Annotated in this window: 23 protein-coding genes; 15 read left to right on the top strand and 8 right to left on the bottom strand. The window is 71.7% G+C overall.

Annotation, left to right across the window (positions count from 1 at the left end; translation table 11 throughout):
* Positions 1-45: 45 nt before the first annotated feature.
* From FV234_RS13005 to FV234_RS13035, 7 genes are all read left to right on the top strand, one after another.
* The gene (locus FV234_RS13005) at positions 46-2,127 is read left to right on the top strand and encodes a TonB-dependent receptor (protein ID WP_147829677.1); all 2,082 of its coding nucleotides are present in this window, start codon (positions 46-48) and stop codon (positions 2,125-2,127) included.
* 86 nt (positions 2,128-2,213) lie between these two features.
* Positions 2,214-2,582, top strand: a complete 369-nt coding sequence (locus FV234_RS13010) for a hypothetical protein (RefSeq protein WP_306422421.1) — start codon at positions 2,214-2,216, stop codon at positions 2,580-2,582.
* Between the two features lie 223 nt (positions 2,583-2,805).
* Positions 2,806-3,330 (top strand): copper chaperone PCu(A)C, encoded by a 525-nt coding sequence (locus FV234_RS13015; RefSeq protein WP_147754718.1) that lies wholly within the window; start codon positions 2,806-2,808, stop codon positions 3,328-3,330.
* Positions 3,320-3,937 carry an SCO family protein gene (locus FV234_RS13020; protein ID WP_147754717.1) on the top strand — a complete coding sequence of 206 codons (618 nt, stop codon included), beginning with the start codon at positions 3,320-3,322 and terminating at the stop codon, positions 3,935-3,937. Before FV234_RS13015 ends, FV234_RS13020 begins: the two co-directional genes overlap by 11 nt.
* 38 nt (positions 3,938-3,975) lie before the next feature.
* Entirely contained in the window at positions 3,976-5,295 is a 1,320-nt protein-coding gene (locus FV234_RS13025; RefSeq protein WP_147754716.1) for a PepSY domain-containing protein, read from the top strand.
* A 14-nt stretch (positions 5,296-5,309) separates the two neighbouring features.
* Positions 5,310-5,696: a hypothetical protein gene (locus tag FV234_RS13030; protein WP_147764960.1), complete on the top strand. Its 387-nt coding sequence runs from the start codon at positions 5,310-5,312 to the stop codon at positions 5,694-5,696.
* 64 nt (positions 5,697-5,760) lie between these two features.
* Complete coding sequence (locus FV234_RS13035) at positions 5,761-8,067, top strand: TonB-dependent receptor (RefSeq protein ID WP_147754245.1); 2,307 nt, start codon at positions 5,761-5,763, stop codon at positions 8,065-8,067.
* A gap of 4 nt (positions 8,068-8,071) precedes the next feature.
* Here the strand turns inward: FV234_RS13035 and FV234_RS13040 are convergent, their stop codons facing one another.
* The 7 genes from FV234_RS13040 to FV234_RS13070 all read right to left on the bottom strand — a co-directional run bounded on the left by FV234_RS13040 (position 8,072) and on the right by FV234_RS13070 (position 17,047).
* The gene (locus FV234_RS13040) at positions 8,072-8,641 is read right to left on the bottom strand and encodes a peptidase S14 (protein ID WP_147754246.1); all 570 of its coding nucleotides are present in this window, start codon (positions 8,639-8,641) and stop codon (positions 8,072-8,074) included.
* 137 nt (positions 8,642-8,778) lie between these two features.
* The gene (locus FV234_RS13045; protein ID WP_147754247.1) at positions 8,779-9,489 is read right to left on the bottom strand and encodes a response regulator transcription factor; all 711 of its coding nucleotides are present in this window, start codon (positions 9,487-9,489) and stop codon (positions 8,779-8,781) included.
* Entirely contained in the window at positions 9,486-12,215 is a 2,730-nt protein-coding gene (locus FV234_RS13050) for a sensor histidine kinase KdpD (RefSeq protein WP_147829663.1), read from the bottom strand. Before FV234_RS13050 ends, FV234_RS13045 begins: the two co-directional genes overlap by 4 nt.
* 38 nt (positions 12,216-12,253) lie before the next feature.
* Positions 12,254-12,856: a K(+)-transporting ATPase subunit C gene (locus FV234_RS13055; RefSeq protein WP_147754249.1), complete on the bottom strand. Its 603-nt coding sequence runs from the start codon at positions 12,854-12,856 to the stop codon at positions 12,254-12,256.
* A gap of 29 nt (positions 12,857-12,885) precedes the next feature.
* Entirely contained in the window at positions 12,886-14,976 is a 2,091-nt protein-coding gene (gene kdpB / locus FV234_RS13060) for a potassium-transporting ATPase subunit KdpB (protein WP_147829665.1), read from the bottom strand.
* Between the two features lie 242 nt (positions 14,977-15,218).
* Complete coding sequence (gene kdpA / locus FV234_RS13065) at positions 15,219-16,934, bottom strand: potassium-transporting ATPase subunit KdpA (RefSeq protein WP_147754236.1); 1,716 nt, start codon at positions 16,932-16,934, stop codon at positions 15,219-15,221.
* Between the two features lie 11 nt (positions 16,935-16,945).
* Positions 16,946-17,047 carry a K(+)-transporting ATPase subunit F gene (locus FV234_RS13070; protein WP_147754237.1) on the bottom strand — a complete coding sequence of 34 codons (102 nt, stop codon included), beginning with the start codon at positions 17,045-17,047 and terminating at the stop codon, positions 16,946-16,948.
* 908 nt (positions 17,048-17,955) lie between these two features.
* On the opposite strand from FV234_RS13070, the gene FV234_RS13075 reads away from it, so the two are divergent.
* The 6 genes from FV234_RS13075 (at position 17,956) to FV234_RS13105 (ending at position 22,727) form a co-directional block, all read left to right on the top strand.
* Positions 17,956-18,375, top strand: a complete 420-nt coding sequence (locus tag FV234_RS13075; protein ID WP_147754238.1) for a helix-turn-helix transcriptional regulator — start codon at positions 17,956-17,958, stop codon at positions 18,373-18,375.
* A 140-nt stretch (positions 18,376-18,515) separates the two neighbouring features.
* A complete protein-coding gene (locus tag FV234_RS13080; protein ID WP_147754239.1) occupies positions 18,516-18,962 on the top strand; it encodes a CHRD domain-containing protein in 447 nt (148 codons plus the stop codon).
* A gap of 65 nt (positions 18,963-19,027) precedes the next feature.
* Positions 19,028-19,366 (top strand): hypothetical protein, encoded by a 339-nt coding sequence (locus FV234_RS13085; RefSeq protein WP_147754240.1) that lies wholly within the window; start codon positions 19,028-19,030, stop codon positions 19,364-19,366.
* A 215-nt stretch (positions 19,367-19,581) separates the two neighbouring features.
* Positions 19,582-20,442: an aldo/keto reductase gene (locus tag FV234_RS13090; protein ID WP_238272117.1), complete on the top strand. Its 861-nt coding sequence runs from the start codon at positions 19,582-19,584 to the stop codon at positions 20,440-20,442.
* The gene (locus tag FV234_RS13095; protein ID WP_147754242.1) at positions 20,432-21,190 is read left to right on the top strand and encodes an NADPH-dependent F420 reductase; all 759 of its coding nucleotides are present in this window, start codon (positions 20,432-20,434) and stop codon (positions 21,188-21,190) included. Before FV234_RS13090 ends, FV234_RS13095 begins: the two co-directional genes overlap by 11 nt.
* 187 nt (positions 21,191-21,377) lie before the next feature.
* A complete protein-coding gene (locus tag FV234_RS13105; RefSeq protein WP_147754244.1) occupies positions 21,378-22,727 on the top strand; it encodes an MFS transporter in 1,350 nt (449 codons plus the stop codon).
* A 7-nt stretch (positions 22,728-22,734) separates the two neighbouring features.
* On the opposite strand, the gene FV234_RS26210 is transcribed toward FV234_RS13105, so the two are convergent.
* The gene (locus FV234_RS26210; protein ID WP_187273672.1) at positions 22,735-22,881 is read right to left on the bottom strand and encodes a hypothetical protein; all 147 of its coding nucleotides are present in this window, start codon (positions 22,879-22,881) and stop codon (positions 22,735-22,737) included.
* 222 nt (positions 22,882-23,103) lie between these two features.
* Here FV234_RS26210 and FV234_RS13110 point away from each other — a divergent pair, with 222 nt between their 5' ends.
* Both FV234_RS13110 and FV234_RS13115 read left to right on the top strand, forming a co-directional pair.
* Positions 23,104-23,511: a hypothetical protein gene (locus FV234_RS13110; protein ID WP_147829667.1), complete on the top strand. Its 408-nt coding sequence runs from the start codon at positions 23,104-23,106 to the stop codon at positions 23,509-23,511.
* Positions 23,508-23,912 carry a hypothetical protein gene (locus tag FV234_RS13115; RefSeq protein ID WP_147829669.1) on the top strand — a complete coding sequence of 135 codons (405 nt, stop codon included), beginning with the start codon at positions 23,508-23,510 and terminating at the stop codon, positions 23,910-23,912. The genes FV234_RS13110 and FV234_RS13115 overlap by 4 nt, the downstream gene beginning before the upstream one ends.
* Positions 23,913-24,001: the final 89 nt, after the last annotated feature.

Genomic DNA, 24,001 nt, shown 5'->3' on the forward strand with positions numbered 1-24,001 from the left:
CTTCTGCTCGTCGTCGGCGCGGCCGTCCCGCCACAAGCCGTCCTGATGCGGTCCGCCCTGTCTCAGCCGGGCGTGGCCGAGGCCAACCTCGACGAGATCTCGGTCACGGCCGAGACCGTCGCTCCGGCCGCGACCGGCCCGGGGCCGGCGGCGAGCGCCGGCTACGTCGGCGGCACCACCGGCGTCGGCGGCACCCTCCGGTCGGTGGATGCCGCGAGCGCCGGGGTGATCTCCGGCGCCGAGATCAACAGCCGCCCGATCACCCGGCCGGGCGAGGTCCTCGAATCCGTGCCCGGCCTGATCGTCACGCAGCATTCGGGGGAGGGGAAGGCCAACCAGTTCTTCCTGCGCGGCTTCAACCTCGACCACGGCACCGACATCGCGATCGACGTGGACGGGATGCCGGTCAACATGCGCACCCACGCCCACGGCCAGGGCTACGCCGACATCAACTTCCTGATCCCCGAGCTCGTCGGCGCGGTGGAGTTCCACAAGGGGCCGTACTTCGTCCGCGACGGCGACTTCGCCTCCGCCGGCTCGGTGCGGATCGACTACCTCGACACCGTCGCGAAGTCCGTCGCACTGACCTCGTTCGGCTCGTTCGGCTACGCGCGTGCGCTGACGATCGCCTCGGCGCCACTCGGCCAGGGCAACCTGCTGGTGGCCGGCGAGGCGCAGGTCTACGACGGCCCGTGGGACGTGCCGGACGCCCTGCGCAAGCTCAACGGCGTCGTGCGCTACAGCCAGGGCACGGCGCTCGACGGGTTCTCCGTCACCGGCATGGCCTATGCCAGCCGCTGGACCGCGACCAACCAGATCGCGTCGCGCGCTGTGTCGGAAGGCCTGATCGGCCGGTTCGGTAGCCTGAACCCCAGCGACGGCGGCGACAGCAGCCGGTTCTCGCTCTCGGGACGATGGAGCATGACCGACGACACCGGCGTGACGCGGGCCTCAGCCTACTTGATCCGCTCGCAGCTAAACCTGTTCAACGACTTCACCTACTTCCTCAACGATCCCGTCAACGGCGACCAGTTCCACCAGCTCGACCAGCGCATCCTGGGCGGCGGCGAGGTGAGCCACATCTTCCAGGGCGACCTGTTCGGGCTGCCGATGGAGAACGAGGTCGGCGTGCAGACCCGCACCGATTCGATCCGGGTCGGGCTGTTCAACACCACAAACCGGCAGTTCCGCTCCGGCGTCCTCGACGACCGGGTGCTGGAGGCGAGCGGGGCGTTCTTCTACGACAACCGCGTGCGCTGGACCGACTGGCTGCGCACCAGCGTGGGCTTCCGCGCCGACGGCTACTACGCCGACGTGGTCTCCGACACGGCGGCCAACAGCGGCAAGGCGCGGGACGGCGTCGTCAACCCGAAGCTCGGGCTGGTGCTGGGGCCGTGGGCCGACACCGAGCTCTACCTGAACTACGGCGGCGGCTTCCACTCGAACGACGTGCGCGGCGTCACCGCGACGATCGACCCGACGAGTTCGCTGTTCAACACGACGCGCTCGCCCTTCCTGGTGCCCTCGACCGGGTACGAGGTCGGCATCCGCAACCGCTCGATCGCCGGGCTTGAGACGGCGGTCGCGCTGTTCCGCCTCGACTTCGCGTCGGAGAACCTGTTCCAGGGCGACACCGGCACCACGGAGCCGAGCCGCCCGAGCCGCCGCTTCGGCGTCGAGTGGACCAACCGCTACGCGGTGACGCCCTGGCTGAAGCTGGAGGGGGACCTGACCGTCACCAACGCCCGCTTCTCGGACGTCGACCCGGCGGGCAACCGCATCCCCGAGGCGCCGACCACGATCGCGTCGGCCGGATTCACATTCGGCGAGGGCCTCGGCTGGTTCGGGTCGATGCGCCTGCGCTACTTCGGCCCGCGCCCGCTGATCGAGGACAATTCCGTGCGCTCGAAGCCGACGGCGCTCCTCAACGGCCGCGTCGGCTACAACTTCGACAACGGCTTCAGCCTGTCGCTCGACGTGTTGAACCTCACCAACGCCAAGTCCGACCAGATCACCTACTATTACGTCTCGCGCCTGCCCGGCGAAGGGGCGGACGGCGTCGCCGACCGGCACTTCCACCCGGTCGAGCCCACCGCCGTGCGGCTGACGCTGGCGGGGCGATTCTAGGCGACAGGGCCGCCGAAATCGGCGGTGCGCGGCGTCTGCCGCATTGACGGCGCGCCGGGCTGAGCCCTAGGCGTGGAGGCATGCGCATGTGGCGGCCAGATTGGCGGGTCTGCCGCGCGGTCATCGCCGTGACCGCGCTCTATGCGCTTGCCCTGCAGGCGGTGCTGGGCGGGATGACGACCGTCCGGACCTTCGATCCGGCGCACGCGCTCTGCCTGCAGGATGCCGGCGCCGACGGGCGAGGCCCGGAGCACGCCCCGCATCACGCGGACCACCTGGCCTGCTGCACCGCCGCGCAGGCGATGCCGACGGCGGACATGCCGGTTCCGGCCGACGTCGCGGTCGCCTGGTCCGCTCCCCCGGCGGTCGACGCCCCGTGGCGTCCCGTCCTCGCCGCCGCCCCCCGCGCTCCGCCGGGGATCAGCGCCGGCGCACGCGCCCCACCCACCGCCTGACCACACGTCGCCCCGGCGTTCCCGCGCCGGAACGCGGCGGCGCGCCGTGTCGTCGCGCCCGTGTCGCGGCAAGGCTTCGGCTCCGCCCCGACCGATGCGGCGTGCGAGCCCGACGCGTCGCCGTCGCGCTCCGCCCGAACCGGTCCGCCCGGACGCCGCCCCCTTCGAATCCGTTCGGCCGTGCACGGCCGCCATCGACCCATCCCCTTCCCGGAGATATCCCATGTCCACCCTGTCCCGCTTTCTCGCGACCGGTTCCCTCGTCGCCCTCGCGCTGCTCGCGGTCCCCGCCGGCGCCCACGAGTACAAGGCCGGCGCGCTCGCGATCGCCCACCCCTGGACGCGGGCGACGCCGAACGGCGCCAAGGTCGGCGGCGGCTACCTCAGCGTCACCAACACCGGCACCACGCCGGACACGCTGCTCGGCGCCTCGGTGACCGGGGCCGACCACGTCGAGATCCATTCGATGACGATGGACGGCACGGTGATGAAGATGGCCCCGGTCGCGGGCGGCCTGGTCATCGCGCCGGGCGCCACGGTGACGCTCGCGCCGGGCGGCTACCACATGATGTTCGTGGACCTGCAGGCCCCCCTGAAGAAGGGCGAGCGCGTCAAGGGCACGCTGCAGTTCGAGAAGGCGGGGACCGTCCCGGTCGAGTTCGCGGTGGAGGCGATCGGCGCGAAGGCTCCCGAGGGCGGCCACGGGGAGGGCGGCCACGGGGCGGCCGGCCACGACCATGGCCACTGATCCGCCTCCCGTCACGCCGGCCCAGCGCCGGGCGGGCTACGGCATCCTGGCGGTGGTGCTCGTCGGCATCCTCGGCATCGCCGGGGGCGTGGTGGCGAGCCTGCCGCGCGGCCCCGCCAAGCCGGCGATGTCCGTGGTCGGCGGCCCGTTCCGGCTGCAATCGTCCAAGGGCGGGATCCTCGATTCGGCGACGCTCGCCGGCAAGCCCTTCCTGGTGTTCTTCGGGTTCACCCGCTGCCCGAACGTCTGCCCGACGACGCTGGCCGACCTGACCAACCTGATCGACGACCTGCACAAGGCCGGCGGCGACATCGGCGCCTACTACATCACCCTCGATCCCGAGCGCGACGACGTCGCGGTGCTGCGCGACTACATGGGCTCGTTCAGCGATTCGATCACGGGGCTGACCGGAACCCGCGCGGAGATCGACCGGGTGGCGCGGTCCTACCGCGTGTTCTCCAAGAAGGTCCCGCTGCCGGGGGGCGACTACACCCTCGAGCACACGCTGATGGTCTACCTGATGGACCGCGACGGCGCCTTCGTCGGCCCGCTCGACCTCGCGGCCGGGCACGGGCTCGCCCTCCGGCAGATCCAGGCCATCCTGTGAGCGGCCGGGCGAAGCAGGTCGGCGGACCGCGACCGAACATGCGCGACGCCGTCTACAGGGCGGTCTGGCGCTGGCATTTCTACGCCGGCCTGCTCTGCCTGCCGTTCCTGATCCTGCTCTCGGCCACGGGGGCGATCTACCTGTTCAAGGACGAGATCAACGCGACCCTGTTCGCGGCCCGGACCGTCGTCGCGGCCGAGGCCACGGCGCCCCTGAGTCCGGACCGGCTGATCTTCAACGCCCTGGAGACCGCTCCCGACGCCGAGGCCGCGACCTTCACGGAGCCGGCCGACGCGACCGCATCCGCGGTGGTGACGCTCGTCGAGGACGGACGCCGCATCCTGGTCTTTCTGAATCCCTACACCGGCGACGTGCTCGACCGGGTCGCGGCCGACCGGGAACTCATGATGGTCGTGCGGCGGCTGCACAGCCTCGCCTATTTCGGGCCGGTCGCCAACGGCGTCGTCGAGGTGGTGGCGGGCTTCGCCATCATCCTCGTGGCGACCGGAGCCTATCTCTGGTGGCCGCGGGGCCGAGGCGGCGGGGTGGTCACGATCCGCGCAGGGCCGGCGCAAAGGGTCTGGTGGCGCGACCTTCACGCCGTCACCGGGCTGGTGGCCGGCGCCGGCCTCGTCTTCCTGGCCGCGACCGGCCTGCCGTGGTCGATCGTCTGGGGCGCCCAGCTCAGGACCTGGTCGAACGCGGCAGGCCTCGGCCAGCCGCGGGCGCTCTGGGCCGACAAGGCGGTCTCCGCCGTCCCGATGGGCGAGCGGGTGAGCGCCGCCGGATGGACGATGCAGGACGCGCCGGTTCCGCTCTCGCGGCCACAGGACCCCTTGGTGGCGATCGGGATCGACCGGGCGGTGGCGATCCTGCACGGGCTCGGCATGCCGGCGGGCTTCGAGGTCGCGCTGCCGGCCGGCGGCACGGACGTCTACGCCGCGGCCGCCTATCCGCGCGCCGTGAGCCGCCAGCGCCTGATCTCCCTCGACCAGTACACCGGAAGACCCCTCGTCGATGTGCGGTTCTCCGACATCGGCGGGGTGGGGCGGGCGATCCAGTACGGGATCGGCCTCCACAAGGGCGATCTCTGGGGCCGCGCCAACCAGCTCGCGATGCTGGCCTTCTGCCTCGCGACGATCCTGCTCTCGATCACCGCCGCGGCGATGTGGTGGAAGCGGCGTCCCGCGGGCCGGCTCGGCGTGCCGCCCTGGCCCCGCGACCGCCGGATCGCCGCCGGGGTCACCGGGCTGGTGCTCGGCCTCGGCCTGCTCTTCCCGCTCACCGGTCTCGTCATCCTGGCGATGCTCGGCCTCGACCTCGGCATCCAGACCCTGCGCCCGCGCAGGGCCGCGTGAGGAGGGCACCGGCCATGAAGCCCTCGAGCGCCCTGCACGCCCGCCCGACCTGGCGCGAGACCGTGGGCACCGCGCTGATCCTTCTGGCGATCTGGGCGCAGTCGATCGTGCCGCTCGCCGCCTTGCGGATCGCGGCCGAGCCTGCGTCGCCGGGCCTGTCGGCGATCTGCGGCCACGCCCTCGACGCCCCCGCCGCCGAGGAGCCGGCGCTGCCCACGCCCGGCTGCGACGCCTGCCCGCTCTGCGCCGCGGGGCTTGCCGCGCCGGCCGTCCCCGCGCCGCAGCCGGCAGCGCGGATCCTGCGTTGGTCGCCCGTCGCCTGGCCGACCCCGCCGCCGGCCCGGACCGCACATCGCCCGCCGCTCGCCGGCCGGCCGAGGGCACCGCCGACCCCGCTCTGATCGAACCTTGGACCTCTTCCGGCGGGCCGCTCCCGCCTGCCTCCCGATCAGACGAGCCCAGCCGATGTCCCTTCCGTCAAAACTCCGGCTGCGCGCCGGAATCCTGCTCCTGTCCGCCTGTCCCGTTCCCCTCGCCGCCGCGCCCACCGAAGAGAGCGTGACGCTGTCCGAACTTTCCGTCGTGGGCGAGCGCGACGGCCCGGCGGCGGCCGTCCCCTTCGGCGTCGCCGCGCCGCAGGGCTCGGCGCCCAGCGTCATCGAGCATCCGGTCGGGCAGGTCGTGACCGAGATCGGGCGGCGGGACACCATCGAGAACCGGCCGGCGACGAGCATCGGCGCGGTGCTCGCCAACAGCCCCGGGGTCACCGTGCGCCAGGGCAACGGCGGGCGCGACGTGATCATCTCGATCCGCGGCAACAACGCCCGCTCCACCGGCGTGATCAAGAACACGGTCGTGCTGGAGGACGGGTTCGTCCTGACCCAACCCGACGGCGCCTCGCGCTTCGACATCGCCGACCCGCGGGCCTATTCCCGCATCGACGTGTTCCGCGGGCCGCAATCGGCACTGTTCGGCAACTACGCGACCGGCGGCGCGATCGCCTTCCGCACCCGCACCGGCCGCGAGATCGACGGGTACGAGGTCGGCACCGATGCCGGCAGCTTCGGCTACCTCAGCAACTATTTTACGGTCGGCGGCGCCAGCGGCCCGTTCGAGATCAGCCTGTTCGCCAGCGACGTGCGCGCCAACGGCTACCAGGACCATGCGTCCTACGACACGCAGACCATCGACCTGCTCGCGAGCTACACCCCGACGCCGGACAACCGCTTCACCCTGAAGGTGATCAACAACGACCTGCAGGCGGACCTCGCCGCCCGGTCCTCGCTCAACGACTTCCGGACCAACCCGTACCAGCGCGGCTGCGCGGCGGCCGCGACCGCCGCCGCCGGCTGCACCTTGACGAACCTCATGGTGAACGGCGCCTTCGGCCGGACGGTGGGCGTGACCGCCGACGAGGCCGGGTTCGGGCGCAAGGACCGGCGCACGATCGTGGCGGCGCGCTACGAGCACGACATCGACGCGCAGACGACGTGGCGCACGCAACTCGGCTTCGACGAGCGCAACTTCAACCAGCCGTTCTACGCGACGTCCTCGCGGGGCTCGTACCCGTCCTGGAACTTCCTCACCGACGTGACCCGGCGCTACGACCTGTTCGGCCTCCCGGCGGTCGGCTACGTGGCGCTGGCCTACAACACGATCGACAACCACATCTCGACCTACAACCGCGCGCCCTATGGCGGCCCGCGGCTGGGCGCGCTGATCGGCGAGCAGGAGGCGGTGCAGTCGAACCTCGGCGGCCGCGCCCGCACCGAGGTCGCGCTGTCCGACCGGTGGACGGGGGTCGTCGGCATCAGCGCCGAGGGCACGGCGATCACCGGGCGCAATCTCGCCTACGCCTACAATGCGACGGGCGCGACCACGACGATCGCGGACGTGAACCGCACCTTCCTCAACGTCGCCCCGGAGCTGGCGCTGGTCTACCGCCCGGGCACGGAGTGGGCGTTCCGCGGCCGCGTCGCCACCGGGTACACCACGCCGGCGGCGAGCAACCTGTTCGTGACCGCGGCGGGCCTGCCCGGCAACAACACCGGGCTGCAGACCCAGGAGAACCTCGGCTTCGACCTCGGCGCCGAGTGGACGCCGACCGAAAACCTGCGCCTCAGCGTCACCGGCTTCTACGAGTTCTTCCGCAACGAGCTCGTCTCGCAATCGCCCGGCGCCGGCCTGCAGAGCTACACCTTCAACGCCCCGGCATCCGAGCATCGCGGCATCGAGGTCGGGATCGATTGGGCCTTCGCGCCGGGCTGGCGCGGGGTGGCCGCCTACACCTTCGACGACCAGATCTACACCCGCTACGTCGAGCAGCTCAGCGCCGGCACGCTGACCCGACGCCTCGACCGCGCCGGAAACCGCATCCCCGGCGTGCCGGCCAACCAGCTGCTGGCCCGGATCGGCTACGACGTCCCGGCCGGGCCGCTCGCCGGGCTCGGCGCCTTCGTCGAGACCGTGTTCCAGGACGACTTCTACCTCGACAACGCCAACCAGCTGAAGGCGCCGGGCTACGCCGTCGTCAACGCCAACGTCCACTACGCGACGGAGCTGGTGGGCGGCTACGCCAAGCGCCTCACGGTCTACGCCGAGGTGCGCAACGTGTTCGACACGGTCTACGCGGCCTCCGCCCAGAACCTCGCCAACTCGATCAGCGCGACGACCGGCGTGCAGAACGGCGCCGCCGCGCTCGCCGCCGTCACCGGCTCGATCTACGCCGGCGCCCCGCGCAACGTGGTGGCGGGGATGAAGCTGGCGTTCTGAACCCTCAGATCACGGCCTCGATCAGCCCGAGGCGGCGGGCCTCCTCGGCCTCGATGTACCAGTTGTACGGGGCGCGCTCGATCACCGCGTCGAGGGTCACCTGCGAGCCCTCGACGAGGTTGGCGAAGCCCTCGTTCTGGATCGCGATCGAGCATTCGATCTCGTGGAGCGTCGCCTTCACCGTGGCGATGCAGGTGGTGAGCGGGCCGTTGATCTGAAGCTCCTTGGCGAGCTTGCGCTCGTGGATCATCAGCCGCGTGCCGGGGGTGAGATAGCGGTTCTTCCGGGTGAAGAAGCTCATGAAGGTGGTGCCGGCGGAGTAGATCGCCGCCTTGCCGAGGAAGGCGTAGCGGCATTGCGGGTTCATCGCGCTCTTGAAGCGGATGTCCTCGCCCATCATCCGCGCCACCTCCGGGTCGCCGCCGAGCGTGGTCAGCTCGACCACGACGAGCCCGTCGCACGGCGCCTGGCCGATCTGGCGCCGGAAGTCCTTGTACATGTCGTAATCCACCGTGCCGGCGAGCAGGACGGTCGGGGCCGCGAAGTCGGCGGCCTTCAGGGGCGTCGTGTCCAAGGTCGTATCTCGGGTCTGATCCATGGGAAGCTGTGGCCTTGCGATGCCGGCGACGCCGCGATGCGCGCCGGCTCTACGGCCTGCACAACCCGCGCCGGACGGGTTCGTTCAGGAAAAAATCCGCATCCGGGAACCCGTCAGCGCGACAGGCCGTCGTCGGGCGCGCGCAGGCGGTAGCCGACGCCGGTCTCGGTGAGCAGCAGGCGCGGGCGCTCGGGGTCGGCCTCCAGCTTCTGCCGGAGCTGGCGCATGTAGACCCGCAGGTATTGCGGGTCGGACGAGGCCGAGACCGCGCCCATCAGCTGGGCGTGGGTCAGCACCTTGCCGGCATGCTGCACCAGCACGCGCAGGAAGTCGTATTCGCGCGGCGTCAGCTTCACCTCGCGTTCCTCCACCCGGACGATGCGGCGCACGAGGTCGACGCTCAGAGGGCCGACCCGGAACAGCGGGCGCTGCCCTTCCGTCGCGAGCTGGTGGCGGAGCGCCGTGCGGATGCGGGCGAGCAATTCGCCCATGCCGAAGGGCTTGGTGACGTAGTCGTCGGCCCCGAGGTCGAGCGCCTCGACCTTCCCGGTCTCGTCGTCGCGGCTCGACAGCACCACCACCGGCAGGGCCGGATGCGCCTTGCGGATCTCGGCGAGCAGGTCGTGCCCGCGCATGTCGGGCAGCCCGAGGTCGAGGATCACGAGGTCCACGGTCTCGTGGCCCGACGCCTTGCGGCGCAAGGTCTCGAGGGCGGTACGGCCGTCCGGCGCCTCGAGCACGGCGTAGCCCTGCGTCCCGAGCCCGGTGCGCAGCAGCCGCCGGATCGGCGGCTCGTCGTCGACGACGAGGACGTGCAGGGTCATGCGGCCCGCTCCGACGCGGTCCGGGCCGGCTCGGCGGGGACCGGCAGGGCGATGGTGAAGGCCGCGCCCGCGCGGTCGCGGCGGTTGGCGCCTGTCACGGTGCCGCCCATCGCCTCGATGAAGCCGCGCGAGATCGGCAGGCCGAGGCCGGTCCCGGCCCGCACGCTGTCGGCCTTGGCGACGCGGTAGAACGTGTCGAACACCCGCTCCCGGTCGGCCTCGGGCAGGCCGTCGCCCTCGTCGAGGACCTCGATCAGCACCCGCATCCCCTCCCGTCGCCCGAGCAGGCGGATCGTCGAGCCCTCGGGCGCGTACTTGCCGGCGTTGTCGAGGAGGTTGACCAGCACCTGCTCGAACAGCACCGGGTCGAGCCGCAAGGGCGGCAGGTCCTTGGCGATCTCCACCGCCACGCGGTGGGCGGCCAGGATCTTGTCCATGCGCCGCAGCGCCGTGTCGGCGACCTCCGCGACGTCGTGGAGGGCGACGTTGGGCACCACCGCGCCGGCCTCCAGGCGGGTCATGTCGAGGAGGTTGGCGATGAAGCGGTTGAGGCGCTCGGATTCGGCGATGACGGTCGCCAGCAGGTCGGCCTTCTCCGTGCCGTCGAGGGCGTCGTCGAGGTCGCGCAGCGTCGTGGCCGCCCCGAGCACGGCGGCCAGCGGCGTGCGCAGGTCGTGCGAGATCGAGGTGAGCAGGGCCTGGCGCAGGCGGTCGGTCTCGGCCGCGCGCTCGGCCCGGTCGAGGTCCTCGACGAGGCGGACGCGCTCGATGGCGAGCGCGCCCTGGTCGGAGAGCGCGTCCACGAGGCGCCGGCTCTCCGGCGAGAGGATCGGCCCGGGCCGGTCGGCATCGAGGCCGATCACGCCGAGCGTGCCGCGGCCGGTCCGCATCGGCAGGAACAGGCGCTTGGCGCCGGGCAGGGTGTCGGCGCCGCGGCCGGCCGCGCGGTCGTTGTCGAAGGCCCAGGTCGCGGCGGCGAGGTCGGCGGCGTCGAGGGTGTCCTCGGGCGGGTAGCCGGCCCGCACCGCGATCGCGCCGTCCTCGGGCAGGAGCAGCACGACGCGGACCTCGAGGCTGGCGGCGACCTGGTAGGCGGTGGCCCACAGCACGTCGTCGAGCGTGCCGCAGCCGGCGAGCTTGCGGCTGAAGCCGTAGAGCCGCTCGCTCGCGACCGCCCGCGCCCGGGACACTAGCGCCTCCTCGCGGGTGCGCGCGGCGAGGTTCGAGACCAGCACCGCGACCAGCGTGAACAGGCAGAAGGCGGCGACGTTGGTCGGGTCGGCGATGGTGAAGGTGTAGAGCGGCGGCAGGAAGAAGAAGTTGTAGGCGAGCGACGCGGCCACCACGGCGGCGAGCGAGGGCCAGAGCCCGAAGCTCACCGCGACGGCGACCACCGCGGTGAGCAGGACGAGGTCGGCGTTCTCGACCCCCAGCGTCGGCTGCAAGGCGAGCGCGATCCCGAGGGCGACGGCGACGGCGCCGAGCGCGACCGCGTAGGGCCAGGCCGAGCGGGCGGGCTCCGGGGCGGCCGTGCGCAGGGGCTTCGGCGGGTCCGCGTCCTGCGTCTCCCTCTGCGCCTCGCCCGCGACGACGTGGACGCTGATCGTGCCCGAGCCGCGCACGAGGTCGCGTACCACCGAGCCGTTCAGGATCTCGAAGAGCCGCGAGCGCTCGGACTTGCCGACCACGACGTGGTTGGCGTTGGTGCTTCGCGCATAGGCCAGGATGTCGTCGGCGATCCGCCGCGAGCCCGGCACGGTCGCGGCCTCGCCGCCGAGGCGGTCGGCCAGCCGCAGGGTGTCGGCGATGCGGTCGCGCGCGGCCTCCGACAGCGCCTGCGCCCGCGGCCCCTCGACGGAAAGCGCGGTCCAGGGCGCGTGCAGCCGGTCGGCCAGGCGCTTGGCGTAGCGCACCAGGCCGGCCGCCCGCGGATCCTCGCTGACGCAGACCAGCACCCGCTCGCCCGCCCCCCAGGGGCCGGGGATGGCGTGGGCGCGCATGTGGCTCAGCAGCTCGTCGTCGACCCGGTCGGCGGTGCGGCGCAAGGCCAGCTCGCGCAGAGCGGTCAGGTTTCCGCGGGAGAAGTAGTGCTTGAGGGCACGGGTGGCGTTGCGGGGCCGGTAGACCTTGCCGTCCTCCAGCCGCCGGATCAGGTCGTCGGGGTTGAGGTCGATCACCTCGATGTCGTCGGCCCGGTCGAGGATGCCGTCGGGCACGGTCTCGCGCACGCGGATGCGGGTGATCTGCGCGACGACGTCGTTCAGGCTCTCGACGTGCTGGATGTTGAGGGTGGTGTCGACGTCGATGCCGGCGTCGAGCAGTTCCTCGACGTCCTGGTAGCGCTTCGGGTGGCGCGAGCCCGGCGCGTTGGTGTGGGCGAGCTCGTCGACGAGGGCCAGGGTGGGCTTGCGCGCGAGCAGCGCGTCGAGGTCCATCTCGTCGAGGCGGGTGCCCTTGTAGGCGACCGCGCGGCGCGGAACGATCTCGAGCCCGGAAAGCAGGCTCTCCGTCTCCGCACGGCCGTGGGTCTCGACCACGCCGACCACCACGTCGAGGCCGGCGCGGGCCTTGGCCTGGGCGGTCGTCAGCATCTCGAAGGTCTTGCCGACGCCGGGCGCGGCGCCGAGAAAGATCTTGAGCCGCCCACGCGACTGGTCCGCCCGGCGCGCGGCGTTGAGCAGCGCGTCGGGGGAGGGGCGGTCGGGGGCTCGGCTCGGCTCGGTCATCGAGCGCGCATCCTACGCGGAATACGGGGCGACCGGGGCTATTTCGCCATCTCGTCCAGGGCGAGGTTGAGGGCCAGCACGTTCACCCGCGGCTCGCCGAGGAGGCCGAGCCAGCGGCCGCGGACCTGCCCCGCGACGAGGTCGCGGAGGGAGGGCTCGGGGAGCGACCGCGCGGCCGCCACGCGCTTCACCTGGAACAGGGCGGCTTCGGGCGAGATGTCGGGGTCCAGCCCCGACGCGCTCGTGGTCACGAGGTCCACCGGCACCGGCACGCCCGGGTTCTCGGCCTTCAGCCGGGCGAGGTCGGCGCCGACCCGCTCGGCGAGCGCGGCGCTGGTCGGGCCGAGGTTGGAGCCCGACGAGTTCGCGGCGTTGTAGGGCGCCGGCACGGTCTTGGCCGCATCCGCCGGGTCGGCGGCGACGGTGGCCGAGGGCCGGCCCTGGAAGTAGCGCGCGCTGGTGAAGTTTTGGCCGACCAGGCTCGACCCGACGGGTCGGCCGTCGCGCAGGACGATCGAGCCGGCGGCCTGGCTCGGGAAGGCGAGGCCGGCGAGCCCGGTCATGGCGAGGGGGTAGGCGAGCCCGGTGAGCGCGGTCAACGCGATCAGCAGGACGAGTGCGGGGCGGAGCTGGGTCAGCATGGCGGGGTCTCGGGACGCGAAGGGAAAGATCAGGCGAGGTGGAGCGCGGTGACGGCGAGGTCGATCGCCTTGATGCCGGCGAAGGGCACCAGGATTCCGCCCAAGCCGTAGATCAGGAGATTCTGGCGCAGCAGTGCCCCGGCCCCGACCGCCCGGTAGGCGACGCCGCGCAAGGCCAGCGGGATCAGCGCGACGATGATCAGCGCGTTGAAGATGATCGCCGACAGGATCGCGCTCTGGGGCGAGGCGAGCCCCATCACGTTCAGCGCCTGGAGCTGCGGGTAGAGCCCGAGGAACATCGCCGGGATGATGGCAAAGTATTTCGCCACGTCGTTGGCGATCGAGAAGGTGGTCAGCGCGCCCCGCGTCATCAGCAGCTGCTTGCCGATGCCGACGATCTCGATGAGCTTGGTCGGGTCGGAATCGAGGTCGACCATGTTGCCGGCCTCGCGGGCCGCCACCGTGCCGGTGTTCATCGCGACGCCGACGTCGGCCTGCGCCAAAGCCGGGGCGTCGTTGGTGCCGTCGCCGCACATGGCGACGAGCTTGCCCTCCGCCTGCTCCTTGCGGATCAGCGCCAGCTTGTCCTCCGGCGTCGCCTGGGCGAGGAAGTCGTCGACGCCGGCCTCGGCCGCGATCGCGGCGGCGGTGACGGGGTTGTCGCCGGTGATCATCACCGTGCGGATGCCCATGCGGCGCAGTTCCGCGAAGCGCTCGCGGATGCCGCCCTTCACGATGTCCTTCAGCGTCACCACGCCCAGCAGCCGCCCGTCGCGGGAGACGGCGAGCGGCGTGCCGCCGGCCCGGGCGACCTCGTCGGCGATGGCGCGGACCTCCTCGACGCCCTCCGTCGAGGCGGTCCGCGCGTAGGCGAGCGCCGCGCTCGAGCCCCGCGTCGCGACCGGGCCGCCGCCCGCCGCCGCGACGATCGCCTCGACGGCGCCCTTTCGGATCTGCGCGCCGGCGAGGTCGACGCCGCTCATCCGGGTCTGGGCGGTGAAGGGCACGAAGGTGGCGTCGAGGTGCCCCATGTCGCGCGCGCCGATGCCGTAGCCCTCCTTGGCCAGCACCACGATCGAACGCCCCTCCGGGGTCTCGTCGGCGAGCGAGGCGAGTTGCGCCGCGTCGGCCAGCTCCTGCTCGGTGACGCCGCGGACGGGGCGGAACGCGGTGGCCTGCCGGTTGCCCAGCGTGATCGTGCCGGTCTTGTCCAGCAGCAGCGTGTCGACGTCGCCGGCCGCCTCCACCGCGCGGCCCGACATCGCGAGCACGTTGAAGCGCACCAGCCGGTCCATGCCGGCGATGCCGATGGCCGACAGGAGCGCGCCGATGGTCGTCGGGATCAGCGTGACGAACAGGGCGACCAGCACGATCAGCGGGATGGCGCCGCCGGCGTAGGACGCGAAGCTCGGGATCGAGGCGACGGCGAAGACGAAGATCAGGGTCAGCCCGGCGAGCAGGATGTTGAGCGCGATCTCGTTCGGGGTCTTCTGACGCGAGGCGCCCTCGACGAGGGCGATCATCCGATCGACGAAGGTCGAGCCGGCAGCCGCCGTGATCCGCACCCGGATCGCGTCGGAGAGCACCTGCGTGCCGCCGGTCACCGCCGAGCGGTCGCCGCCGGATTCGCGGATCACGGGGGCGGATTCGCCGGTGATCGCCGCCTCGTTGACCGAGGCGATGCCGAGGATGACCTCGCCGTCCGACGGGATGATGTCGCCGGCCTCGACCAGCACCACGTCGCCGACCTTCAGGCCGTTGCCGGGCACGGTCTCGTAGGCGTCGCCTCGGCCGGTCAGGCGCTTGGCCAGGGTCTCGGTCCGGGTGCGGCGCAGGGATTCCGCCTGCGCCTTGCCGCGCCCCTCGGCGACGGCCTCGGCGAAGTTGGCGAACAGCACCGTGAACCACAGCCACAGGATGATCTGCCCGGAGAAGGCGAGGTCCGCCGCCCCGGTCGCGGCGTCGCGCACGAACAGGATCGTGGTGAGCAGGGCGACGACCTCGACGACGAACATCACCGGGTTGCGCACCATCAGGCGCGGATCGAGCTTCCTCACGGCACCGACGAGGGCCGGGCCGACGAGGGCCGCGCTGAACAGGGTCTGGGAGGGGCGGGACATGGGGTTCGTCCGGATCGGGGGAGGGCCGGCGGGCTTTAGTGGCCCAGCGCGCGGCCGAGGAGGGCGGCGCCGGCCATGAGGCCGAGGGCGCCGAGGAGGGTGAGGCTCAGCATCGCCAGGATCAGGTCGGAGACGCGGACCGGGGGGCGGCGCCCGGCGACGGCCGGGCGCGGGCGCTGCGCGCCCCGCCTGCGTCGCGGCGAGGGTCGAGCGACGGCTTGGGGGAGGGCGTCACGGATGGCCTAGCCTCCTGCGGCGAAGGTCTGGCCGAGGCCGCCGGCGAGGTGCTCGACGATCGGCCCGAGCGCCAGGGCCGGGAAGAAGGTCAGGCCGCCGACGATGAGGATCACGCCGACCAGCAGCCCGACGAACAGGCCGCCGTCGGTGGGGAAGGTGCCGGACGAGGCCGGCACGGTCTTCTTGGCGGCGAGCGCGCCGGCGATGGCCAGCGCCGGGACGATCACGAAGAACCGCCCGACCAGCATGCCGGCCGCCAGGGTGGTGTTGTAGAAGGTCGTGTTCGCTGCGAGCCCACCGAAGGCCGAGCCGTTGTTGGCGGCCGCCGACGTGAACGCGTAGAGGATCTCGGAGAAGCCGTGCGGGCCGGCGTTGGCGGGGCCGGCGAGCCCCGCGGCGACCACGGTGGCCAGCGCGGTGCCGCCCAGCATCATCAGCGGCAGGCAGAGGATGGCGAGCATCGCCATCTTCACCTCGCGCGCCTCGATCTTCTTGCCGAGGTATTCCGGCGTGCGCCCGACCATCAGCCCGGCGACGAAGATCGTGACGATGACGAAGACCAGCATGCCGTAGAGCCCGGCGCCGACGCCGCCGACGACGATCTCGCCGAGCTCCATGTTGATCAGCGGGATCATGCCGCCGAGGGCGGTGAACGAGTCGTGCATGGCGTTGACCGCGCCGCAGGAGGCGGCGGTGGTGACGACGGCAAACAGCGCCGAGGCCACGATCCCGAACCGAACCTCCTTGCCCTCCATGTTGCCGCCGGGCAGGCCCAGCGCGTTCAGCACCGGGCTTCCGGCGGATTCGGCGCCGTAGGTGATCGCGATCCCGGCCAGGAACAGCACCGCCATCGCGGCAAGGATCGCCCAGCCCTGGCGCTCGCGGCCGACGCTGCGGCCGAACAGGTTGGTGAGCGCCGCGCCGATCGCGAAGATCGAGACCATCTGCGCGAAGTTCGACAGCGCGGTCGGGTTCTCGAGCGGGTGGGCGGCGTTGGCGTTGAAGAAGCCGCCGCCGTTGGTGCCGAGCATCTTGATCGCGACCTGGCTGGCCACCGGCCCGACCGCGATGGTCTGGGACGCGCCCTCCAGGGTCGTCGTCGCGACGGCGCCGCCAAGAGTCTGCGGGATGCCCTGCCAGACCAGGAACAGCGTGAACACGACGCAGAGCGGCAGCAGCAGGTAGAGGGTGCCGCGGGTGAGGTCGACCCAGAACGAGCCGACGGTCCGCACCGAGGCTCGCGAAAAACCCCGGACGAGGGCGACGGCCAGAGCGATGCCGGTCGCGGCCGACAGGAAGTTCTGATGGGTCAGCCCCAGCATCTGCGACAGGTATGACAGCGTCGTCTCGCCGCCGTAGGACTGCCAGTTGGTGTTGGTGATAAAGCTCGCCGCGGTGTTGAAGGCGAGGTCCGGTGCCACGGCGCCCTGCCCGTCCGGGTTCAGGGGCAGCACCGCCTGGAGCCGCAGCAGGGCGTAGAGCAGCACGAAGCCGGCCGCGTGGAAGACGAGCATCGCCGTGGCGTAGGCGAGCCAGTGCTGCTCGTGGGTCCGGTCGATGCCGGCGAGGCGATAGAGCCCGCGCTCGACCGGTTCGAGCACGGGCGAGAGCAGGGTCCGCTCGCCCGAGAAGACGCGGGCCATGTAGCCGCCGAGGGGGCGCACGAGCGCCAGCACGACCGCGCAGAAGAGCGCGATCTGGATCCAGCCGTTCACGGTCATGGGTCGGTCCTTCAGAACCGCTCGGGGCGGACGAGGGCGTAGGTGAGGTAGGCCAGCAGGCCGACCGTCACGAGGGCGCCGAGGAACAGGTCGAGAGGCAGGGTCGCAGGCATGGCGATCTCCTCAGAGGCGCGCGCACAGGCCGGCATAGCCGGCAGCGATGGCGAAGAAGGCGAGGGCGCCTGCGAGGAAGGCGAGGTCGAGCATGGGAAACGTCCGCAACGACGGGGGGCGGCGACGCCGGCGCGGGCCGACCGGTCCGCTTCGACCGATCCGCCCGGCGTCGTGCGTGCCGTGGTCGTCAGATTGGGCGGACGCGCCGTAGGAATGCGAGAGGCGGCCGGCCCCGATTCCATAAGGATCCCATCAGGATCGGGCCGGCTCTTCGGGCGCGACCGTGCAAACCCGTTCACAGGTCCGCGCACAGCGCGATCCCGAATCGGTCGCCTCGGACTCCTGAATTTCGGTCAGGGAGACGAATACTGAGAACGCGCCGTAGAGACGCAATGTCCGGTGCGGGGCGAAGTCCCGACGGGACGACCGGCCACGATGGCTGCGGCAGCGGGCCGACAACGATTAAAGCTTTGAGAAAGAATGATAATCCGGCTCCGCGACACCCGGCTTCGCAGGTTCGAGCGCCCTCGGCATGCGGCCGTTTCGGCCGATATCGTCACGGTCGAGCATTGCTGCCGTCGCGGAAAGGCCGCGTCGGGCGTCGATGGACCGGGTCGAAGCCTGGGAGCGGGGCGAAGAGCGGTGTTGCCCGAATCAATCGATATACTTTAGGTACGTTTTCCGCGGGCTGCGGGCTTCACGCCATGGCACCGCAGTTTCATTCTCGACCGTTGCCCCCTCGTGCGACATACCGCCCATTCGAAAAGTGCGTGGCTGCGCCGCAAGGACGGGGTACAATCGTACCGTGACTTTAGCGCATCTCAAGATTGTCTTTCGAGAGCGCTTGGTCACTTCTACACGCCCGGGCATCCCGCTCGGCGGCACGAACCCGAGTGAGACGAACACGATGTCGACCGCGGAACAGAAGAAACCCACCGATGCCGACCACACCGTCGGCAGCCGCATCGCGGTTCTTCGGGCCGCCCGCGGGATCAGCCAGACCGCCCTCGGCCAAGCCCTGGGCGTAAGCTTCCAGCAGGTCCAGAAGTACGAGAAGGGCCGCAACCGCGTCGGCGCCGGCCGCCTTCAGACGATCGCCGACCATCTCGGCGTGCCGGTCTCGACCTTCTTCGAGGGCGAATCCGGCGAGTCGCGTTCCGTCGACGAGTCCGCGAGCCTGCCTTTCCTCGGCATCGCCGGCGCAGCGGAGCTGCTGAAAGCCTATTCGGCGATCTCTGACCTGCAGATGCGCCGCGACGTGCTGGCGATGGTGAAGTCCGCCGCCCGGATCGCGCGGGCCGGCACGCCGGACGCCGCCGCCTCCTGACGACTACTCCGACGGGCGGCGTCTCGGAGCGGTCGCGCGTTCATCGGTCGGTCGCGCGCGACAACGTGATCGGCGCGCGCGCCGCCGCGCCTATCTACCGCCCTGCAACCCGGACCCAGCTTGCCATCAGGGAGGATCCGATGATCCGCGACATCCACAGCGGCCTGGCCGCACTGGCGCTCTCCGCCTTCGCGCTGTCCGCCACCGTCGCCACGGCTTCGGCGGCCGAGGGCCAGACCTACAAGGCTGCGCTGACGGCGGGCTCGGAAGTGCCCGCCACCGAGAGCAAGGGCACCGGCGAGGTCTCGGCGACCTACGATCCCGCCGGCAAGACGCTGACCTGGAAGGGCAGCTACAGCGGTCTGACCGGCCCGGTGACGGCCGCCCACTTCCACGGTCCCGCCGAGGCCGGGGCCAATGCCGGCGTGCTGGTCCCGGTGACCGCCTCCGCCAGCCCGTTCGAGGGCTCGGCCACCCTCGACGACGCCAAGGCGGCCGACCTCGCCGCGGGCAAGATCTACTTCAACCTCCACACCGCGGCGAACCCGAAGGGCGAGATCCGCGGGCAGGTGGTGCGGGCGCCGTAGGCCTTTTCCCCGGCGCGCGCATTCTGTAGGCCGCTCGCCGGGGACGGCTTGCGGAGGCTCGCGCTGTGAAGCAATCGGACGCCATCATCGCCTGGACGCCGGCACGCTGGGCGGAGCTGCGCCCGGACACCGCCGGCCAGGTCGCGGTGCTGCCGGCCCCGGACGCGGAGGGCGCGGCCAAGCGCTTCATGATGCGCGGCGGGGCCGGCTCCTCGGCCCTCCAGGCTCTGACGGGGGAGGCGCGGATCGCACGCCTGTTCATCGACTTCCAAACCTTGGTGGTACGCGACGGCCTCGACCCGCAGGCGGTGCACCGGGCGTTTCTCGCCATCGACGAGTACCGGTTCCGCATCGCCCCCGACACCGAGGGCGCGGAATTCGAGGATCCGCCGGAAGAGGATTGATCGAGCGGTCCTCCGACCCCCGCGCGCGTCACGATCGAGAAAAGACCGACGCGTACCCACGGTTGCCCTAGGTGAGCCTGGATGCGTCACGCGCCACGGAGTCTCCCGCGATGCCTCTCACAGCGCCCCTCACAGCGCCCCTCGTAGCGCCCCTTGCAGCGTCCCCAGTACCCGGCGGCCTGTCCCGCCGCGCGCTGATCGCCGCCGCCGCCCTGATGCCCCTGACCCGGGGCGCGTCGGCGGAGGAGACGCTGATCCGCCGTCCGATCCCGTCGACGGGCGAGATGCTGCCGGTCGTCGGCATCGGCACCTCGCGCCGCTACGAGGTGGCCCCCACGGCCGAGGCCGTCGCGCCGCTGCGCGCGGCGGTCGAGCGCTTCGTGGCACTCGGCGGATCGGTGATCGACACCGCCCCGAGCTACGGCACGGCGGAGGACGTGCTCGGGTTGATCCTCCCGGACGGCGCCTTGCGCGACAAGGTATTCCTGGCGAGCAAGGTCGACACCACCGGCCGCGAGGCCACGCGCGCCGAGTTCGAGCGTTCGCTGGCGCGGATGAAGGTCGCGCGGATCGACCTCGTGGCCGTGCACAACCTGATCGACGCCACCGAGAACCTCGCGGTGCTGCGCGACCTCAAGGCGGAGAAGCGGATCCGCTACCTCGGCGTCACCGTCTGGCGGGACGGGCAGTTCGACGGGCTGGAGCGCGTGATGCGCAGCGAGACCCTCGACGCGATCCAGGTCAACTACGCGATCGACAACCGCGAGGCGGCCGAGCGCATCCTGCCGCTCGCCGCCGACCGGGGCCAGGCGGTGATGGTCAACGTGCCGTTCGGACGCGACCGCCTGTTCAAGGCGGTCCAGGGCAAGGCGGTGCCGGACTTCGCCAAGGCCTTCGGCTGCGAGACCTGGCCGCAATTCTTCCTGAAATACGTCCTCGGCCACCCGGCCGTGACCTGCCCGATCCCCGGCATGGCGAAGGTCGCCTACGTCGAGGACAACCTCGCCGCGGCCCGCGGGCGCCTGCCCGACGCGGCCGAGCGGAAACAGATGGAGGCCTTCATCGATGCGCTCTGACCTTTTCGGACTTTCCCGTCGCGCCGCGCTCATGGCCGGCCTCGCATGCCTCGCGTTTCCGGCGATGGCGCAATTTCCGGCACTGGCGCAGGAGACATCCAAAAAAATTCGGATCGGCGTGATCGGCTCGGGCAACATCGGCGGCACGATCGGGACCCTCTGGGTCAAGGACGGGCACGAGGTGATGTTCTCCTCCCGCCATCCCGAGACCCTGAAACCCATGATCGAAGCCCTGGGCGACAAGGCCAAGGCCGGCACGCCCGAGGAGGCGATCGCCTTCGGCGACGCGGTGTTCGTGGCGGTGCCGTACAAGGCCTATCCGGAACTCTCGAAGTCCTACGCCGCCGCCCTCAAGGGCAAGGTCGTGCTCGATGCCGGCAACGCCACCAAGGCGCGCGACGGCGAGCTCTACGACGAGGTCCAGGCCAACGGCATCGGCGCGACCTCGGAGAAGTACTTCCCCGGCGCCAAGCTCGTCCGGGCGTTCAACGCGGCCAACTACAAGGTCTTCGCCAAGGAAGGCGCGAACGGCGGCAAGGACCGGGCGGGCGGGCGCATGGCGATCCCGATCGCCGGCGACGACGCGGGCGCGGTCAAGGTCGCCGAGGGCCTGGTGCGCGACGCCGGCTTCGACCCGGTTTTGGTCGGCGGCCTGAAGGACGCGAGCAAGTTCGCCATGGGCTCGCCCGGCTTCGGCCACGAGCAGACCGCGCCGGACCTGCGCAAGACCCTCGGGCTGACGCAGTGACGAGGGCCAATGGGCAACTCCCTCTCCCCTCTGCGGGAGAGGGTGGCCCATGCAGTGGGTCGGGAGAGGGGAGCGCGCTGTCAGGATACGGCGCTCCCCTCTCCCGACCCCTGCTGACGCAGGGGCCGCCCTCCCCCGCAGAGGGGGAAGGGCGCGTCGGAACCGGCTCTGGCAACGGGTTCACGCGATGAGTCACGCCGCGATGCCGACCGAGGCTGCGCCTTCGAACGCCTTCGCGCGCCTGGTCGGCGCCCGGCCCGGGGAGGGGCCGGCGCTGGCTTGGTCCTGGGCCTACATCTTCTCGATCCTGGCCGCCTACTACGTGCTGCGGCCGATCCGCGACCAGATGGGCGTGGCCGGCGGCATCGAGAACCTGCCGTGGCTGTTCACTGCGACGCTCGTCGGGATGCTGGCGCTGAACCTGCCCTTCGCGTGGCTGGTCAAGCGCATGCCGCGCGCGCGCTTCGTGCCGCTGACCTACCGCTTCTTCGCCAGCAACATCCTGCTCTTCGCCCTGGCCCTCTACCTCGCGCCGCCGGACTGGGAGGTGTGGATCGGACGGGTGTTCTTCGTCTGGCTGTCGATCTTCAACCTGTTCGTGGTGTCGATCTTCTGGGCGACCATCGTCGACGTGTTCTCGACGAGCCAGGGCAAGCGCCTGTTCGGCTTCATCGCGGCCGGCGCGACGCTGGGCGCCATCGCCGGATCGGCGACGACCGCCCTGCTCGCCAAGGCGGTGCCGACCTGGGGCCTGATGCTCGGCGCGGTGGTGCTGCTCGAATGCGCGGTGTTCAGCATGCGCGGGCTCGCCCGTCTCTCCGAGCGCCTGCGGCAGGCGCCGTCGGGCGGCCCCGAACAGGGGACCGGTCAGGTGATCGGCGGCAGCGTGTTCGCCGGCGTGACCCGGACGCTGGCCTCGCCCTACCTGCTCAACATCTCCCTGTTCCTGCTGCTGTTCTCGGTCACCTCGACCTACCTGTATTTCCAGCAGGCGGCGATCGCCAAGGCGAGCTTCCCCGACCGCGCGGCGCAGACGGCGTTCTTCGCCGGCGTCGACCTCGCCGTGAACGTGCTGACCCTCGGGGTGCAGTTCTTCCTCACCGGGCGGATCGTGCGGCGGATCGGCGTCGGGCTGACGCTGGCGATCCTGCCGGCGCTGAGCATCCTCGGCTTCGGCCTGCTGGCGCTGGCGCCGTCGATCGCGGCGATCGTCGGCTTCCAGGTGCTGCGGCGGGCGGGCAACTTCGCGATCAGCCGGCCGATCCGCGAGGTGCTGTTCACGGTTGTGCCGCGAGAAGACCGCTACAAGGCCAAGAGCTTCATCGACACCGTGGTCTACCGCCTCGGCGACCAGGCCGGGGCGTGGTCCTATGCCGGCCTGGGTGCCCTCGGGTTCGGCGCGGCGGCGGTCTCGGTGGTGGCGGTGCCGCTCTCGGCGGCCTGGCTCGTCAACAGCCTGTGGCTCGGACGGGCGCAGGAGCGGCGCCACCGCGACGCGGGGACAGCGGACGCGCCGGGCTACGCCGAAGGGATCTGATGGTGGCTCAGCGGCGGCGGGCGCGGACCCGGACCGGTTGCAGGGCCGGCGCCCCCCTATCGCGACCTGCGAGCACGAGGCCGATCGCCGCCCACCCGGCGAGCGCCGCGGCGACGCCGTGGCCGAGCCATTCGACTAACCCGAGGATCGTCATGGAACCGCCCTCCGAATCGTAGTTCAGGCTGGGCGCCTGACGGTTAACGAAAGGTTAATGCCGGGCCCGCCCGATCTCCGGCGACCCCGAAGCGCAGAGCAGGTGCGGGTCCCGTCCGCCGCGACGGGATCTGTCCGCCGCCGCAACCGTTAAGCTCGCATTAACCCTGGCGCTTCGATGGAGCATCGGACGCGGCCCGGCCGAAGGGAGACGAGCGAAGGCATGCGCTGCTGGTCCGCCCTGTGCCTCGCTCCGGTCCTGGCCTTTGCGAGTTTTCCCCTTGCGGGCGCGCCGGCCTCGGCGCAGGAACCGCTCTTCCTGCGCATCCGTCCCGCGGACGCGCCCCCGCCCGCGATCGGCTCCGGCGGAGCCGACGCGGCGGTCGCGGCGGCCCGGGCGGCGCGCGAAGCGGTGTGGGAGCGCAGCACGGTCCGCGCGAACATCGCCATCGCGTCGGTCTGCACCGGCTGCCTCGGCCGCCCGCCCGCGCCGACGCCCCTGCGGCCGGAGCGGCCGCGGCCCGCCGCCCCGCCGGAGGGTGCGCGGACCGCGCCCGCTCCGGCCGACCCATCCCCCGACGCGGTCGCCGGCCTCGCCGGGGACCCGACATCGACCCGAGGTGATCCATGACCCAAGCCCATCCGACCAGCGGCGCCGAGCCCGATGCCGCCTGCCCGGTCTCCCTGGAACTGCTCGGCGAGGTCTACCGGGCCGACGAGTACGACTTCCCCGAGATCGTCGCCGGGATCGCGCCCCTCAAGCGGGCGCAGCTCGCGGCCTACCTCTACGGCAAGAGCCACATGCACCAGCTCGGCCTGAAGGTGGCCCGCGCCTGCGAGCGCGAGGACCTGATCCGGGTCGCGGGCGAGGTCGGCTCGGTGATCCATGGGCAGGCGCACCTCAAGCCCGCGCCCGCGCCCATCCCGGTGGTCGAGGCCGGCGCGCCGAAGCCGAAGAAGGTCAGCCTCGGGGGGCCTGCGAAGAAGATCAGCCTCGGCGGCTCGGCCGCCAAGGGCCGCAGCTTCGACTAATGCCAAGTCTCATGGGTCAGAACCCATGAGGTCCGGCGGACGCCCGCCGCCCCGCAGTCGCGGGGGCCGAACCTCGATGAGTCGGGCTC

This window comes from Methylobacterium sp. WL8, assembly GCF_008040045.1.
Classification (GTDB): domain Bacteria; phylum Pseudomonadota; class Alphaproteobacteria; order Rhizobiales; family Beijerinckiaceae; genus Methylobacterium; species Methylobacterium cerastii.

What these genes read in the sequence shown, in the direction of transcription:
- FV234_RS13005 (WP_147829677.1), top strand. Translation starts at nt 46, where the DNA reads ATGCGGTCCGCCCTGTCTCAGCCGGGCGTGGCCGAGGCCAACCTCGAC.
- FV234_RS13010 (WP_306422421.1), top strand. Translation starts at nt 2,214, where the DNA reads ATGTGGCGGCCAGATTGGCGGGTCTGCCGCGCGGTCATCGCCGTGACC.
- FV234_RS13015 (WP_147754718.1), top strand. Translation starts at nt 2,806, where the DNA reads ATGTCCACCCTGTCCCGCTTTCTCGCGACCGGTTCCCTCGTCGCCCTC.
- FV234_RS13020 (WP_147754717.1), top strand. Translation starts at nt 3,320, where the DNA reads ATGGCCACTGATCCGCCTCCCGTCACGCCGGCCCAGCGCCGGGCGGGC.
- FV234_RS13025 (WP_147754716.1), top strand. Translation starts at nt 3,976, where the DNA reads ATGCGCGACGCCGTCTACAGGGCGGTCTGGCGCTGGCATTTCTACGCC.
- FV234_RS13030 (WP_147764960.1), top strand. Translation starts at nt 5,310, where the DNA reads ATGAAGCCCTCGAGCGCCCTGCACGCCCGCCCGACCTGGCGCGAGACC.
- FV234_RS13035 (WP_147754245.1), top strand. Translation starts at nt 5,761, where the DNA reads ATGTCCCTTCCGTCAAAACTCCGGCTGCGCGCCGGAATCCTGCTCCTG.
- FV234_RS13045 (WP_147754247.1), bottom strand. Translation starts at nt 9,489, where the DNA reads ATGACCCTGCACGTCCTCGTCGTCGACGACGAGCCGCCGATCCGGCGG.
- FV234_RS13050 (WP_147829663.1), bottom strand. Translation starts at nt 12,215, where the DNA reads ATGACCGAGCCGAGCCGAGCCCCCGACCGCCCCTCCCCCGACGCGCTG.
- FV234_RS13055 (WP_147754249.1), bottom strand. Translation starts at nt 12,856, where the DNA reads ATGCTGACCCAGCTCCGCCCCGCACTCGTCCTGCTGATCGCGTTGACC.
- kdpB (WP_147829665.1), bottom strand. Translation starts at nt 14,976, where the DNA reads ATGTCCCGCCCCTCCCAGACCCTGTTCAGCGCGGCCCTCGTCGGCCCG.
- kdpA (WP_147754236.1), bottom strand. Translation starts at nt 16,934, where the DNA reads ATGACCGTGAACGGCTGGATCCAGATCGCGCTCTTCTGCGCGGTCGTG.
- FV234_RS13070 (WP_147754237.1), bottom strand. Translation starts at nt 17,047, where the DNA reads ATGCCTGCGACCCTGCCTCTCGACCTGTTCCTCGGCGCCCTCGTGACG.
- FV234_RS13075 (WP_147754238.1), top strand. Translation starts at nt 17,956, where the DNA reads ATGTCGACCGCGGAACAGAAGAAACCCACCGATGCCGACCACACCGTC.
- FV234_RS13080 (WP_147754239.1), top strand. Translation starts at nt 18,516, where the DNA reads ATGATCCGCGACATCCACAGCGGCCTGGCCGCACTGGCGCTCTCCGCC.
- FV234_RS13090 (WP_238272117.1), top strand. Translation starts at nt 19,582, where the DNA reads ATGCCCCTGACCCGGGGCGCGTCGGCGGAGGAGACGCTGATCCGCCGT.
- FV234_RS13095 (WP_147754242.1), top strand. Translation starts at nt 20,432, where the DNA reads ATGCGCTCTGACCTTTTCGGACTTTCCCGTCGCGCCGCGCTCATGGCC.
- FV234_RS13105 (WP_147754244.1), top strand. Translation starts at nt 21,378, where the DNA reads ATGAGTCACGCCGCGATGCCGACCGAGGCTGCGCCTTCGAACGCCTTC.
- FV234_RS26210 (WP_187273672.1), bottom strand. Translation starts at nt 22,881, where the DNA reads ATGACGATCCTCGGGTTAGTCGAATGGCTCGGCCACGGCGTCGCCGCG.
- FV234_RS13110 (WP_147829667.1), top strand. Translation starts at nt 23,104, where the DNA reads ATGCGCTGCTGGTCCGCCCTGTGCCTCGCTCCGGTCCTGGCCTTTGCG.
- FV234_RS13115 (WP_147829669.1), top strand. Translation starts at nt 23,508, where the DNA reads ATGACCCAAGCCCATCCGACCAGCGGCGCCGAGCCCGATGCCGCCTGC.